The 15,634-nt window shown below is 38.9% G+C and carries 10 protein-coding genes; all 10 read right to left on the reverse strand.

Going from position 1 to position 15,634, the window contains the following annotated elements; all coding sequences use genetic code 11:
* Positions 1 to 3: 3 nt before the first annotated feature.
* Positions 4 to 5,577, reverse strand: a complete 5,574-nt coding sequence (locus tag AC3WSO_RS16240; protein WP_492532250.1) for a DUF6531 domain-containing protein — start codon at positions 5,575 to 5,577, stop codon at positions 4 to 6.
* A gap of 30 nt (positions 5,578 to 5,607) precedes the next feature.
* The gene (locus AC3WSO_RS16245; RefSeq protein ID WP_053596527.1) at positions 5,608 to 6,006 is read right to left on the reverse strand and encodes a DUF4280 domain-containing protein; all 399 of its coding nucleotides are present in this window, start codon (positions 6,004 to 6,006) and stop codon (positions 5,608 to 5,610) included.
* Positions 6,007 to 6,083: 77 nt separating this feature from the next.
* On the reverse strand, positions 6,084 to 6,581 hold the full coding sequence (locus AC3WSO_RS16250; RefSeq protein ID WP_492532251.1) for a hypothetical protein: 498 nt from the start codon (positions 6,579 to 6,581) through the stop codon (positions 6,084 to 6,086).
* 34 nt (positions 6,582 to 6,615) lie between these two features.
* Positions 6,616 to 7,713 carry a pentapeptide repeat-containing protein gene (locus AC3WSO_RS16255; RefSeq protein WP_492532253.1) on the reverse strand — a complete coding sequence of 366 codons (1,098 nt, stop codon included), beginning with the start codon at positions 7,711 to 7,713 and terminating at the stop codon, positions 6,616 to 6,618.
* Positions 7,714 to 7,728: 15 nt separating this feature from the next.
* Positions 7,729 to 9,255, reverse strand: coding sequence for a phage baseplate assembly protein V (locus AC3WSO_RS16260; protein WP_492532254.1), 1,527 nt, complete (start codon positions 9,253 to 9,255; stop codon positions 7,729 to 7,731).
* Complete coding sequence (locus AC3WSO_RS16265; RefSeq protein ID WP_492532256.1) at positions 9,252 to 9,896, reverse strand: hypothetical protein; 645 nt, start codon at positions 9,894 to 9,896, stop codon at positions 9,252 to 9,254. Before AC3WSO_RS16265 ends, AC3WSO_RS16260 begins: the two co-directional genes overlap by 4 nt.
* 293 nt (positions 9,897 to 10,189) lie before the next feature.
* Positions 10,190 to 10,963 (reverse strand): DNA and RNA helicase, encoded by a 774-nt coding sequence (locus AC3WSO_RS16270; RefSeq protein ID WP_492532258.1) that lies wholly within the window; start codon positions 10,961 to 10,963, stop codon positions 10,190 to 10,192.
* Positions 10,964 to 10,997: 34 nt separating this feature from the next.
* The gene (locus tag AC3WSO_RS16275) at positions 10,998 to 13,646 is read right to left on the reverse strand and encodes a molecular chaperone (RefSeq protein WP_492532260.1); all 2,649 of its coding nucleotides are present in this window, start codon (positions 13,644 to 13,646) and stop codon (positions 10,998 to 11,000) included.
* Positions 13,647 to 13,669: 23 nt separating this feature from the next.
* Positions 13,670 to 14,365 carry an iron-dependent peroxidase gene (locus tag AC3WSO_RS16280; protein WP_492532262.1) on the reverse strand — a complete coding sequence of 232 codons (696 nt, stop codon included), beginning with the start codon at positions 14,363 to 14,365 and terminating at the stop codon, positions 13,670 to 13,672.
* Positions 14,356 to 15,633, reverse strand: coding sequence for a normocyte-binding protein (locus tag AC3WSO_RS16285; protein WP_492532263.1), 1,278 nt, complete (start codon positions 15,631 to 15,633; stop codon positions 14,356 to 14,358). Before AC3WSO_RS16285 ends, AC3WSO_RS16280 begins: the two co-directional genes overlap by 10 nt.
* Between the last annotated feature and the right edge of the window lies 1 nt (position 15,634).

The raw sequence follows: 15,634 nt of genomic DNA on the forward strand, positions 1-15,634 counted from the left end.
AAATTACCCCAATCGTTTACAAGTTGGATATTTTTTTGATGGTACATAATCTTTACTAAAATGTCCTGTTTGCAGTTGATTTTTAAGTTGCATTTGCAGTTTACGTACTTTTGTTCTAGCTTGTTTTTCATTTATAAAACCATCATCAAATTCTTCATATATAGTGGCTACTCTGTTCATTACATTCTTATTATAAGCACTATGAGAAGTATTATGAATAAAATCAAATGTACTACCTTTTAAAGTATCCGGATTACTAGGAATCATCATACCATTAAAAGCTTGATCTCTTAAACCTCCAATACCAATATCATTGAAAAATGTTTGATATTGCTTCCAAACATTTGTCGGAATCACATGATGAGCCTGAAAACCTGTAAAGTTTCTCCCTTTAAAACCTTTTTGAACATTACCTGAGAGTATTGTACTTGGCGCTCTCGATAATCCAAATGGATCAATACAACTATTTGTATCACTTACATATCCATATAGTGTAGGATTGTTTCCTGCAAGTCCTATAGGGTCTTGTTGGATATAAACCCCTTCGTTCGGCGAGTAATATCGGAATCGGTTGTAGTACAAGTCTGTTTCCTCATCCATATACTGTCCCTGAAAACGGAATGGAATGAAACCTTTATATCCTGTAAGTTCCTTACCTTGTCCATAGATGTTAAGTTCTATAGACCAGACTTGGTTTCCTTCCTCATCGTACGCCTCTACAGGAGTACCTTGATAATCACTGATAATACTAAAGTTACCTTCATTGGTAATTTTAGCTGATGGTGTAAGTGAATTATCTTCATACACCCATGTTACGAGATTTCCCTGTTGGTTTGTATTCGCATCTTGGGTACTTATCGTACTTGCCTTTACTACCCACTCATGTAAAGTCGTATTGCCATCCCAGACAAAGTGAGTCGCTTTTCCTTCACAATTTTTTTCCACACGTCTACCAAGTGGATCGTATTTGAAAGTAATCACTTTGTTTAAAGTTGAATTGTTCTTTGATAAGAACACAACCTTTGACATCATCCCATTACCATCGTATTCGTACTCCCACGCATCACCAGTTCTTTCAACTTTCTGAATCAGATTACCTTCATCATCATAAGAGAATGTTGCCTCTTTCGTTTCAAGCAATCTACTTCCGACACCATAGACACGATCTGTCTTTTCTTTTGTTTCATACAGATTCCCGACATCATCGACACTGCGGTGTAAGAAGTCAAATTGACCGCCCTGATTGGACCAAACTAGGTTACTGAATTCATCGTAACCATAGGTCATTTGTACACCCGTTAACTCATTTACCTTGCTTCGTAAGCGATTATTGGCATCCCAATTGTACACTCGTCTTCGTGTTTGACGATTTTGACTACATATTCGATGCTGTGTCGGTCTACCAGTTACATCATATTTCCATTTACTAACGACATCCCCTGGTAGGATTTTCTCAATCTCTTGTCCAAGAGCATTGTACTGAATCGTTGCTGTCCAATGGTCTTGAGCTGAGCGAGAAGCTGTAATTTGCGACACATTTCCAATTTCATTACGAGCGACATCGATGTTTGCACCTAAGCTACTTGTAATTTGTGAGCGATTACCTATTTCATCATAGCTACTTCCAATCCAATGGTCATTTTGCCACTCCTTGATTACTTGTCCAGATTGGTCTCGCTCAAACTTTACAGTCACATGTTCATTTTCAGTCTCAATTAACGAACCATTTTTGTCATAGCCAAACGTTTCCCAAGTGTCATCGTAATAATCAGCACGAATTATATTTCCTAGGCCGTCATGCTGATACGCTGTCCAACGATTACCTGGACGTTGAATCCTTTGAACCAATCCTGCTGGACTTCGCTCATACGTTCTTTCAACCTCATCAAAGCCAATTTCCTTGATGATATTCCCTTTCGCATCACGTTCAAACTGATACGTTTCGCCTCTTTCGTTGATCACAGCGTTTAACTGCTCCTCTGTATCATAGGTGAATTTGACTTTCTTCCCACCCTGTTCTCGAGAAATTAAACTGCCAAGAATGGTGTAATCAAAGGCTACTTGCGTATGGTTATCCCTTGCAATAACAATATCGTCATAGGCATTGTACTTTAATTGAACGTCGTTTCCATCTGAAAGATTTGCCCGTACAAGGCGATTCAAGTTATCGTAACGGAATTTTTCTGTAGCCCCTAGCGGATTGGTCGTTGATGTACAGTTACCACGACGGTCATATGTCCATGTGGAACTCGTCCCGTCTGGCAATGTCACCTGACTCAGGTTTAGATCAGCATCATAAGCTAAGCTTACCACATGGTCTTGCGCATTTGTCACCGTTTTAATTAAACATTTCTCATTATAGGAAAATTCAGTTTTTGTGCCGTCTTCTAAAACATTTGCCTGTAATGTACTATCTTCATTATAAATCCATTGACGACTTCCGCCCTCTGCGTTTACAACTTGAACCAACCTATCTTTCTCATCATACTGAGAGGATACGGTACTGCCATCTGCAAAAGTAGTCGTTACTGGATTTGCCCACTCATCATAGCTATATGCCGTGACACGTCCATCTTCATCTACTGTTTGGAGTAATTCAAAGTCCTCATTATATTGATAATTAACTTCACCACCATCTGGGTGAACAATTTTCGTACATAGTTTATCTTCATTGAAATAATAATAACTCTTATGGCCTAAACTATTCGTAATTTCGTTATAGCCATCGTGATATGCAAGCTCCCCTGCAAGGACATTGCCATCTCCCCATGTTTTGATGACTCTTGCACCTGTAGTTGGACCATCATAGCGCCAGAAGAAGCTATTTTTATTGCGATCCGTTTTTTGCATCATTAAGTGATTAATATAATTAATATGCGTACTTTGCCCTAATGCATCTTGGATTTCAATTAAATCTTGGCCATCATTGTAAACATAGCGAACTAAGACTTCACGACTCATCTGGTTACGTAGGGCAACTTCTGTCATTCTGCCTACCTCATTAGTCGTAACATCGAGCACTCTTCCAACACTGTCTGTTACTTGAGATAGGAACCCTTTAAGGTTATACGCAAATTGAATATGATGGTCTTGCTCATTTCTTACTTCTTTTAATCGATATTTTGTTTCTGTTGTTTGTTCAAATACATAAATCAATCGTGTATCATGCTCAAACAAATGATACTCCTCGCCTGTATTTGTTAAAGTCATTCTTTCTCGTTTGTTAAAATACGGCAAGTTTATTGGTAAAATTGGAAACCCAACTGCACGACCATCCGTCACAACAATCCCAATCAGGTCATCTTCTTCAAATATCTCTAAGGCTAGATCGTATGTAAAGTGCATACCATGACCTGACAAGCCAATGCGACTACTATCACTGTACCAAGCGCGTTCCCAAGAAAGGGGGATAGGTCCAGGTAGTTCAAAGTCGACGCCTTCATAAATCATACGCCCTGTGATTAAATCAACGGGTTCAAAACCTCTTTTACAGAATTTTTCACTTAACCCTTTTGTACAATTAAATTTCTTTAATACCCCATGATTAAATTTCGTTAGCCCGGCTTTGGCCATAGCTTTCATACCGTCTACTGCCTTCGACGCAGCGAGCAATTCATCCATCGACGAAATGACTTTATCTGCGGCCGTCTTCACAGCCTTAGATGCTTTGTTAGCTAGTTCCGCTAGTCCCTTTACTGCATCTAACGTTTTAGATACTTTCGGATAAGCTGCCTTCATCCCTTTTGCTAAAGCTTTTGAAGCATCTATTGCCTTATCAGCACCTTTTGCGGCATCAGCAGCTTTATCTAAAAGTTTCGCCCCTTTTTTGACCTTGTAGGCTCCCTTGGCGGCATCACCAACTACTGGAATCGCACCTACTAAGTTCATGGCTGCATCCATGTAATTCCCTCTTGCCAAGCTAATTCCTGCATTCGCAATATCTGCAAATGTACCGATGACAGGAATAAACCCAGCAACATCCAGTGCTGCACTTACGCCATCAAGTACACTACTAAACCAGCCTTTTTTCTCTTTTTTCTCTTCTGCCTTTTGTGGGAAAATCAAGTCAACTTTACTAGTAGCTTCAATCGCTTCTTCATTTAATTTCGGTGGCTGGCTTTGCTTCTCTATACCTTCTTGATCAATGAGCGTACTAATTAATTGTGTGTCAGCGGCCATAATCACATGACTTTGTTCCTTCGCTGATATCGCAATCCATTCTTCCGCCTCTACGGCTAGCTCTTTCATGCCACTAATTTCGAGTGTTTCATCGGCCGCCAGCATGATGGTACTGTTACTTTGAAATGTTACGCCATCTCCATCATCCATCTTTAAGTCCAAGACACCATCTACTGCACTAAAGGTAATATCACCAACGCCTAATGTCACATCTTTCCCTACATTGGTCGCCAATGATTTAACGGTAGTGTCCGCCATTTTCTTCGCTTGCTTTTGTCCACCCTCTGGTGTGGCTGGACTGACACGCACCGAGCTGATAACGATGGCTTCTTCTTCAACTGCACTTGGAAAATGCAATTGGGCACGCGCACCTATTTGAGGCATTAAATACATAACACCGTTGGCATCTGCAGAATATGCAAACCAATGTGCTTTTGCTTGATCCTGGCTTTTATCTATATCTAAATGAATTTTAACGGTGTTTTGTGTAACATCAATGATCTTTCCTGTAAACGCTGCGCCAATGAGGTCTAAATTGCGTACTAATCGCTGACGAATGCTTTTCTCTGGTTGGGCAGTATATTGAAACTTCAACACGCCATCATCAAGATGGGTTTCCCTAGCCGTTACGATATAGGAGCTTCCCTTGAATTGCACCGACGTGCCCAACTCATGGGCCTCTGTGCTTTCAAACTCACAAAAAGTATAATCGGCTTCACTTACATCCGTACCATCGTTTTCAGTAATCAATCGGTACGCATCGACGTCCATACGTACTATAGAAGGCAGATGGTCGATCGTTATACTTTTCCTACTTTGAGGTGTACCAAGCCAGAATCGAGCACCTTTTCCTTTTAAATCAGGAAAAACAACGGCGTGCAAACGGGAGGCCATTCTTTTAATAAATTCCCAATCTGTTTCTAAGTATTGAATCGCGATACTACCAATGGCTTGACCGTTAGAAGCTTGGTCGATGTAATCCCCATTAGGATAGGCTTTCACAATGTTATTTATTAATTGCACATACGTCATGTTCGCATCTTGAAAAGAACGTGAGCGCTTTGCAATATCCATATTTGCCGTAAATGATACAGCCTCAACGGAAACATAATGCACTCCTTGTGATGCCTGCAACTCCGCATTATCAATTCTTCCTGAGAACAAAATGGCACTGTCTCGCCCAAATTTCACAACAACTTCATCTGTTTGATTGACCCGCTGAATATACTTTTGCGCTTGCTCTTCAGCAATCATTCCTGTAAAGTACAACCTCGCATGGTCATTGGCCTTATGTTTGATAGTTAGTTTATCTAAATGTATAAGTGGATACGGCCATTCGAGCACAAGATCCTCATACGTACTAACCAAGTGTACTTCTTTTTCTTCTAGCGATTTCATTACTTACCTCCTTTCCATCAACCTCGTCTTTTAAAAACCTTGTTTCGGTATTTCTACTTCCTCTTGACCGTCATGAATAATTTCGATTTTGCCTCCACCTGCTGAGCATTGGGTATGGCAGCGGCTTAATAACGCTTGCTTCCCCTCGATATTGACATTTTCCATCCCTTCCATCCAATCAATGGAACATGTGGGTGTACATGGCTTTTGCAACTGTAAACAAACACCAAAAGTTGGGATGTTGTCAGGGTTTCGATCCCCTACATTCATGACGGCTTTCTCTTTAATATAAACACCATGGTCTTGCGGTAAATTTAAATAATTGAGGTGGCTACCATGTTCACATGAAATGATTGCTCCATGTACGACATAACTAAATTGTTCCTGTTCCGAACCTTCTGTTTCCAAACTTTCTACAACTTGAGCCATTAACTATCCTTCCTTTCGTATCGATTGAACACTGTCTCAAACTACGACAGTGTTTTGGAATGATTTATTAGAATGATCTATCGTCCTTGTAGTTTTACTCGCTGCAACTGAATCCCGAGATATGGTCGTCGTAGCATACTTTCTGCCACGTCTAAATTGACGATGGTGAACGATTCCTTTTTGCCGTCGACTTGAAAAATACAATCCAGTTCCACCTTCTTCGGGTCAATTACGAGCTCCTTTATTTGTCCGTCTGGATAATAAGCCGTCTCCTCGGAAATACAGTCCTTCTTGACAATGTCCATAAGCCAATGCACACGCTGTGTTCCTTTCTTCACATCCGTAAAGACAATGGCTGTAAATTCTAAGTTATCCTCATATTTCACCAATAACCCTTTTAAATCATCGGACACGATTCTTCTAGGCTTCTCTAAATAATCGAGATAAACCGCATTCTCTTTTTCTATTACTTCCCCGAATACAGATGAACAGATAAAGTTATCATCGAGGTCTGTCTTGAAAGGAATAATTGGATTTGTAATGCTTTGATCTTGGCGAACAATAAAATACTCCATCTTTTCCTCCTGTAACTTTCATTTCTGTTGATTTTTAATGAATCCAATGAATGTCTTTTATCTGGTCTGGGCTAAATAGACATTTCTCTTGATCGCGTTTAAAGAAGGAAGCCCCTTTTAAATTAGCACCTGTAAAATTAGCGCCTGCAATCTGCGCAAACTCAAATTTCGCATTTTCCAAATTCGCATGACTGAAATCAGTACCTAGGTAACACGCAACTTCGTCATCGGGAAGCATTAGCGTTTTTCCTTGTGCATGTGTAAAATTAGCGCCTGCTAAATTGGCATTTCGAAAATCTGCATCTTGAATGGCTGCATATGAAAAATCAACATTCGCTAAGCTACAATCTACAAAACTAGTACCGACGCAAACACTTTGTTTCATGGAAGCCCCTTCTAAGTCACTGCCATTGAAATTCGCATAGGAAAAGTCCATTTGGTCGAAAAGTTTTTGCTGTAATGGTAGGCTTGAGAAATTTTCAAATGTATATGATTTATCCATCTCGTTTTTCCCTAACCACGAGAGAAGATTTTGTTCCACCCGTTCCCGTTCGTCCAGCATCGCAACATCTTCACTAAATCCTTTATATTCCCCGACACGAAATCGCAAGCAATCAGCTCGTTGAAAGTCTATTTCAGGTACGCTTTCTTTTTGATAACGGAAGAGATAACGCACCAATTGAATAATATACTGATGATACAGAATCACAGTTTGTTGAATAATTCCTCGAACGTCAGCCGCTTGGATAGCGAGATATGGCTTTCTTTCTTTTTCAAGTGTTTTGTGTAAATCTATAATCGCCTCACTAAGCCATTCCGCTTCATACTGTGCGGTACATTCTCCCCAATCGTAGTACCATTTTTCTCCATACGCTTCTAGCAAATACGTACACTTGTTATCTAGTAACGATGTTCGTAGCATTGAAAAATGAATAAAGGCAACTGGTTCTAACTTCCCTTGCTCTTGCTGATTTCTAATATTTGCAAACAGCTGTTCAAGCGAGTGAATGATTGGTTTTAATAAGACTTCCTTCTCTTGGCGAAACTGTCGATCAACCTTCTCTTGTAATCGGCTGACATGAACTGACACGCATTCATCCATAAAATGCTGTAATGCTTCTTCTCGTTTCATGCGTTCACATCCTCACTAATTTGCTCGTACTTCTGTTCCTTTAATCTCCATTTTGTCTTCCATCTTGATTGAACTGTCTTTACAAGTCATTTCTATTTTCTCGCTCGCATTAATCATAATTTGCTTCGCATTGATGGCGACTTTATCTGTTGCTTGTAAGGTAATATTTTTATCACTTATGATAGAAATCCCATTATCATCCATAAGCGAAATCATCAATCCTCCACCAGATATGACAATCCGATCGGGTGCAAGTAAAATTTGTTTACCGTGCTTCGTTCTGAGTGTTTTGACATCTGGATCCGCCATCCGCGCTGGGTCTTGGCGACTATCCTCAGGTGGTGCAGGTCTAGATCCGCCACCGCCACTAGCACTGGCACTTCCACCACCGCTTGGACTAGGTGGATTTGTTGCTGCTAACATCGAACTAGATTGTGGTGGTGCTTTTGATACGGAACTAATCGCAATTCCTTCATCCTCACGATTGCCTGGGAAATAAATTCTCACGTTATCAGATAGCTCAGGCATGAAATACCATCCTGTATTATCTTCTGATGCATAGATCGTTGAATACGGAAACCAATACGCTGTATCTTTATCTTGACCCTCGTCAAAATTGACATGAATACGAATTTTGTCCCCCGCAACATCAATTACTTTCCCTTGAATGGAGGCGCCAATAATAGCTTGATTATAAGTAGTGTGGACACTGAAGCCGTTCTGAGGTGTTAACGTATAAATATGCTTGAACAAGCCATCTTTTAAAGTTGAGAAGATTTTATAGACATACAATTTTTTTGATTGGAATGTCACTTCATTGCCTATTTTGAATGGTTGAAACGATTCTACTTCATAGTACATATAGTCACTATCAGTAATACCGTCGAGATGATTTTTACTGGACACAAGGAAATTTCCAATTGCTTTTTTAACTCGATAATTAATGGCCTCCATTTTCGTCGTGCCCCCAGCTTGAAACGGTACACCAAAGTAAAACTTAGCGGCTGGATGAACCGTATCTGGCACCAGGCCTGTATGGAATCGCGATGCCATTCGTTTAAGAAACTCCCAATCTGTCTCTATATATTGCATTGTAAAGCGTCCAATAGTAGAGCCCTTTGAGGCATAATCCATGAAATCTGCACCTTTTTGATCGGCAATACAAGCATTTATTAATTCACTATAGGGCATACTCGCATTTTGATAAGTTTGATTTTTCTTCTTCACATCTAACACATACGAATGCGAAACTGCTTTAACCTCCAAATAATAGGTGCCCAAAACCGATTTCACCTGTACATCTAACGCCAGCCCATTGAAAATAGGAATAGTTTGTCCACCACTGCCGATTTGCACGACTTCAATAGCCGTTTCGGCATCCGTCATATACACATAGGAATCTTCGAATTCATCTGGAATCACGCCTGTTAAATGCAATGTAGCATGCTCATTCATTTGTTGTGTAATTTCGATTTGATTAACGCGAATATTATAGGGCATCACGATGATATCTTTATACGTCAAGGCTGTTTCCTTACTCATTCAACAACACCTTCTCCATCTAATAATTTGTTTTCAACAAAGATAGATTCCATCATGCCGTAAGCAATGGGCTTCCAAATATCCATCTCTTTTTTCAAACAATTAACCGAGCCCATCGTCACATTCCCGCCTACTATAAACAAAAACATTAAATTATAAATCTTGTTATCTAGTGCTGGCGAAATGAAATCAAAGTAACCAATTTGTAAACCGTTAACTTCATTCATGCCGGTATCCAACATTTTTGTAGTTGGCTGCGTTTTTTGAAGGATGTTCCTCATGGCCTCTGTGAAGTCTTCTAATTCCTCTTCTTTTACCTGTTGTTCCATGATTTTCAGCGTGACATTAATGGACGTACTTTCGCTTGTATAAATATAATCGGGTCTACGACTGGATGGATATTTAATATCCATTAATTCTGGCTCCATCACGTCAAAGGCTGCAGGCATACACATCCGGATTTGACCCTCATAAAAACTCATTTCTTTAAACTCAATCGTTTCATCTTCAATCATGAGCTGACCATCTTTAATCGCTTTCACAATATCCGTATTTAATAATTGGTTTTCGATATTCTCCATCCGTTTTTTCTGCCTTGCATGTTTCGTCATCTCGATAACTTCTTCATCCATGAAATTCATTGTTTTCGCTCCTTTGTTTCGATTAGTCTTTCTATCTCATGACCTTGTATTTTTTCGCTATCCTTTTAAAGGTTAACTCAGCTGTCATGATCGAAAATAGCCTCGGCCATTCGGAACTAAATTTTTCCTTCCATGACATGCTGAATCAATGACCGGCATATACTGCTCATCTATATTGACAAAGTCCTAGGAGATGCTCCTCATACGGTGTTTATCTTTCTTATAAAGCCGCTTCCTTTTGAGCTATTTCACGTTGTCCGTTCTTGAACATTTCTTCATCAGCAGACTATCAGCTAGTCAACAATCATGCGCTTTGGTCGTCCTTGACTGTGACCTGTCATACGACCACCACGTTTTGATTCCAATAAAATACGGTTCAAGTATTTATGAATTTGACTATTAGAAAATGTTTGGTAATCAAGCTCTAGTCGATTGCAAATATAGAAATCGATTGCATCTCGTTGAACACGCTCCTGATTTAAGCACTCTAAAGTAAAAGCGATATCATAAGGATTCGCTGGTCGATTTTTTAACAGCTCTCGTGCAAAATAGTGCAAAATGATTGGATGATAAGTGCTTTTTTGAAAACCTGCATACTGACTGTGAAGATAATTAACCGTATTGTATTCAGTCGCAATATCGGAAAAATCAATATACTCCGAGCGCAGTTTTGCACCCGATTTTAATTTAAAGCGCGCCAACTCTAGCTCATTATGTGCAAGCTCTAATGAATCATCTAGGACTATTTCTGTCGCGAAGTTTCTAAAATCTAATTCATTCGCTTCTTCAGCAAATCGTACTTTTAGTATCGTTTCGCTTCCTGTCGCCTCATAAGGAAGCTCGTAGCTACTATGTAGCATATAGAGCTTTCCGTTATGCTTGATAATGCCTTTCTCTACGATGAGGCTTGTATCTGCTACGATAATATTGGCACCAGCAATAATGCCATTCGAATAATTTTGGAAGTATAAATCTAAAAATTCTCTTGGGTAATCTCGCAAATTTTCCAGCATTTCTCGCTTTAAAATGCGGCCCTTTGTAAAATGTGGATATTGATTGGCAAACAAGCTGTCACTCACCTCTTTTCCTGTTTTTCACTGTTTACTTTAATCCATCAAAGAAATCCAGCTCAGATAAATCGGTTTCAAAGGCAAAGAATTCCTTGCTTCCGATAAACAGCTGCTCGTCTTTTCTTGCTACCGGAACTACATGGAAGCCCCAATGATCTTCGCCTGCAAAGACAAAGAATTTCACTTCTCCATTCGTGATGGAATCCGTTTCGTCCTGCGGAATTTTATCTTGGTATTGCATGGCAATATTCTCATAAAGAACAGGTGCATAATCTTCCTGACGGTTAAAGTAAGTGTATTTATACGATGTTTGATTGTCGTTGCCTGTGAGGAAAAACTCCACCTCTTTTACACCCCATGGGCGAGAAATCGTACCGTGAATTTGATTTAGTCTTTCTAAGCTACTAATCAGTAATTTTTCCTGACGATTATGTGTAAAGGCACTGACAGCATAAGGGACAACTGGCGCATGGTTCGTCACTTCTGTTTCAATCATGCCGATTTTCTTGGCATTTAAATAACGAAGCGCTCCCCTTAAACAAGCAAGCTTTAACTCTGGAACTTTACCGATGTTTTCAGCCTTTTGTCTAAACTCAATGCTGCGTCCTGGTACAAATTCCTTTAAAGCTTCGCGAAATGCGTCTATTTTACATGATTGTCCCGTCAATTTAATGATGGAATAGTCACTCAGTATGCCACTCTCATAAAATTCCTCTAAAAACTCTCGTACGATATCATAAATATCCGCCTTTATGAGATGATTGATTTCTTTAATGTTAAAAAAGACATTCGGGAAGTCATAAACTTCTTTAAATTGATTGTTTTCTACCAACGACAGGCACCAGCGATCTACCGCTGTGACATTTAAATCACTATCGTGCTGCATATCGTTATCCGCATAGAAACGACTTCTTAATATACCTGTTTTGCGGAAAAATTCCTTCTTCATCTCTTCTGCCATTTCCCATAAGAAATAATAATTATTGCGAACACGTAGGTACTCATCACGTGTGCGATTTTCATATTCCTTAAAGCGTGTAGGGATAATATATTCGGCATCTACAAAGGCTTTTTCGAATTGCTCATACACCGCTTCGACGCCATGATCGTCGACATATCGATAAATATCCTTACCAGGAATATCGATTAATGCATCGATATCATAATCATTTTTTCCTCGACTATAATAGTTGGCAAAAACGATTTTCATAAATTGGAAAATACGATACGTAATATTGTTGCCACCAAAATTCGTATCTCCATTTTCATAAGTAGTATGAATATCAATTTTGTAAGAAATATGGCCGTCCTCTATGCGAAACTTACAAGAAGAAAGGTCTGTTGTTCCTCCTCCACAATCGATCACGAGCGCTTTATATTCCTTGCCATCTAGAAAACTATCATTCTCTATTTGATTGGCGATTGTATTATAAAGAACCGACATCCCTTCATCGAGAGCATGCTCAGTTTCGATTTGGTATTCGGGTAAAATCGCACGAAACATATCTAAAAATTGTGTTTTCAGCTTAACAGGACTGGAAATATGTAAATGCTTGAAGCGACATTTAAATTGATGCTCCGCCATTCGAATAATATAAAGCATAAACTCTCTTAAAATTTGGCTACGTGGAACAAGTGCAGTATTCCCGTTAGCATCCATCACCTCTTCCAACTTGGCATAGTTACTAACCCATCGCTTAATACCTTGGAATTTTGTAGCCAATGATGTATAGCTATTTTTTTTCATCATTTTTAACGCTTCATAGCCGTAGTGATAGCTTACTTGGTCAGCATTTGAGCAATCTGCGACAGTCATGACCGTCGGCACTACTTCGATCCATTCATTTTGATGAAGTGGATCTGGAAATTGGACAAAATTGATGCTATTTAGCTGGATTCTGTCATTTAATAAATCATGACTGCAAGGAGAGGACACATAATCACTCTCTAAATAAACTCCAGCCGTTGTATTGGTTGTACCAAAGTCAATCGCAAGAATGGCATTCGTTGTTTCCAGCTGTTTCATCTCTAAATCTGGTATTGGAACTTTATAATAATGAAGATTTGTTGGCGGAAGTGGGGTCTCCTGATAATACGTCTTATAGATATACTCAGAATCTTGCTTTCTTAAAAAAATAAAGCTGTAGTTTTTATTGTTTGTCTTCCGAATTCCAATTGCTTGGTCAGCAGCGAAATAGTATTGATTTGGGACTTCGTCGTCTTTAAGGATATTAAGGATACCACAAAGTTCCAGCTGCTCATTGACTAGCAGTACGTTAGATTCAACAAGAAAACCACCTGTTTCCACGAAATACTGATCGGGTTTATCAATCTTCATCCCGCTATATAAGCTCATTTTGGCAGGAATTTTAATGTCACCATTGTCAGACATCGGTGTTTTTAAATACTCTTGCATAGCCGCTTCTACTCGTTCAAAGCCCCCATCCTTTTTTTCTCTAATAAGAGGGTTTTCTTCAGAGCCACGGTATCTTAAAATCTTGTCAATTAACTCGTCTCTTGTCAGTGTATTAATAAGCCCAGTCACAAGCTTTTCCTTATAGCAAATATTTCTAAGCTGGAAGGTTGTCATTTCCATTAATTCTACTCGTGTATAGGTCATATATTTCTTTTCTGTATTACGCTTATTGGCATACAGCTTATATGAATATTTAGTTGTCATTGGAATCCCTCCTCTTCCCCTATTTAGTAAAGAGCTATTCGATCTAGCTTCATCGTTTCCTCTGCATCGATAATGCCAAAGTGATATTGCCAATAAACCTCCATATGAAAGCCTATTGGCAGAAAAATTTCTTGTACAAGCTGTACCTTTCGTTCATTCTGTTCTGTCTGCTTTTGACGGATGTATAAAAGCAGCTCATCCTGGTCCTCCGATTTCACATAAATCATGCAATTTTTAAAGAGCCTTTTCAGCGTATCCTTTAATAAGTAAATTTCTTCACCAGTCCTGTACAGTCTTAGCATGTTGAGTGCAACTATTTCTTGCTCCTTTTTCGTAAAAGCATGAATATTGTCACGTACCAATTTACCAAATACATCGGCCTCGATTTCCCTTAAGATAAAGCGAATATAGAACTCTCTCTTATTCATGCCCTGCATACGATCAATTTCAGCTAAAAAATGCAATACAGTATCTAAAAGATAATTCCTAAACTCTATATCTGAAGTATGATCAGGATGGAAAAGACCATTAAAAATTCCGTAATAGCGATAATACGGATTTACTTCTACGTGCTGGTCAACATTCTGTGCATTTAATAGTTGTGGACTTAGTTCCATATAAGGTGAATAGGCCTCTGCAAGATGAAAATAAATATCCTTTTTAGAAAGTCCTTCATCCTCAGCTTTAATGAGCAAATCCCAAATATAGTTCATAGCCACACACCTACACATTCATATTCGAAGAAATGTCGTTGCACTTCTGATACGAGGAAGCTTAAAATATCGTTTGCGATAAAGTTTCTTTCCTCTTTCGCCTTAAACTTTAACAGCATCGTTTTTCTATGATTGTTTTCTCCTATCATTTCCGTTAAGAAAGTGTTGGCGGAGTGCGTAAAGCTTGTTCCTGAGAAAGATTCCACTATTTCCACATCAACAAGCTCAAATCGATTAGCTGCCTCAAAGGAGTTAATCATACGAGTAATTTCACCCTTCGTTTTAACAGTAGCCGTATACTTGTTAGCGAATTTGTGTATAAAATGCTCAATTCTTCGATTTGATACAAGCTCGTAATTTAATTTCCCGATCTTCTCTTCTTCCATCTTTGCAATTTTGATTAGCTGCCAAATCCCTGATTTATCCTGGGGTGAAACAATGGTTAATTCATTGTCTGAATGTTTTACGTAACGAACATTATCCTCTTCGGCCTCAACAAGATAGCCATGCTGGTTTCCGATTTTACGTATAGAAAGGACATGCTCATAATTTACCTTATCGATAGCAGGGACGGGAAAACCGACATTTTTGACCTCATGACGTTCAATGTTCCATAGTGGAACCATATTCATACGTTTCTTGTCCTCATACTCTTCTAAATCAACGATTATTTCAGTAATTTCAGCATCCTCATTTAAAGGTGGGCAATTTACTAAATTGACATTAAAAAATTTATAGACGAATGGATGATTAATAGTTTTCCACGGTAAGCCGTTTATTTGGAAGAGCGGATATAGCTTGTTCATCTCTTGTAAATAGTCCAGATTTTGAGTAAGGCTGACCTTAATCTCTACTTGCCCTTCTGTCGTTACTAGCCTTCCATTAAAGAGTCTCTGCTCAGCGAGTAACGGTTGAATTTGTATGGAATCACACGCTAAAAATAAAGTGAACAGTATTGCAGGTTCATTGTATTTAAGTGTTTCAAGCAGTTTTTTTATATGGATTGATTTACTTTCTAAATCAGCTGGTCGCATCGGGAATAAGCATTCATGAATAGGGTCAACATCCTCCCTTGAACTTAACGTCACATAAATATCAAACCTATTCTCAGCATCATCTATTTCATTGAATACGCGGTCTTCAAGACTTTTGTTCATTTCATCCTGATAGTCGATTAAATTTACAAAAACGCCACTTACAATATCCTTTAGCAGTTGACGTTGCTCTAAATCCTCTATTTTGCGTAACCGTTCAATCATGAGCTCTTTTATCAAT

The organism is Lysinibacillus sp. EB106-09-02-XG168 (assembly GCF_058791475.1).

Excerpts from the sequence above, each read along its gene's own strand:
- AC3WSO_RS16240 (WP_492532250.1), bottom strand. The coding sequence starts at position 5,577 with ATGAAATCGCTAGAAGAAAAAGAAGTACACTTGGTTAGTACGTATGAG.
- AC3WSO_RS16245 (WP_053596527.1), bottom strand. The coding sequence starts at position 6,006 with ATGGCTCAAGTTGTAGAAAGTTTGGAAACAGAAGGTTCGGAACAGGAA.
- AC3WSO_RS16250 (WP_492532251.1), bottom strand. The coding sequence starts at position 6,581 with ATGGAGTATTTTATTGTTCGCCAAGATCAAAGCATTACAAATCCAATT.
- AC3WSO_RS16255 (WP_492532253.1), bottom strand. The coding sequence starts at position 7,713 with ATGAAACGAGAAGAAGCATTACAGCATTTTATGGATGAATGCGTGTCA.
- AC3WSO_RS16260 (WP_492532254.1), bottom strand. The coding sequence starts at position 9,255 with ATGAGTAAGGAAACAGCCTTGACGTATAAAGATATCATCGTGATGCCC.
- AC3WSO_RS16265 (WP_492532256.1), bottom strand. The coding sequence starts at position 9,896 with ATGAATTTCATGGATGAAGAAGTTATCGAGATGACGAAACATGCAAGG.
- AC3WSO_RS16275 (WP_492532260.1), bottom strand. The coding sequence starts at position 13,646 with ATGACAACTAAATATTCATATAAGCTGTATGCCAATAAGCGTAATACA.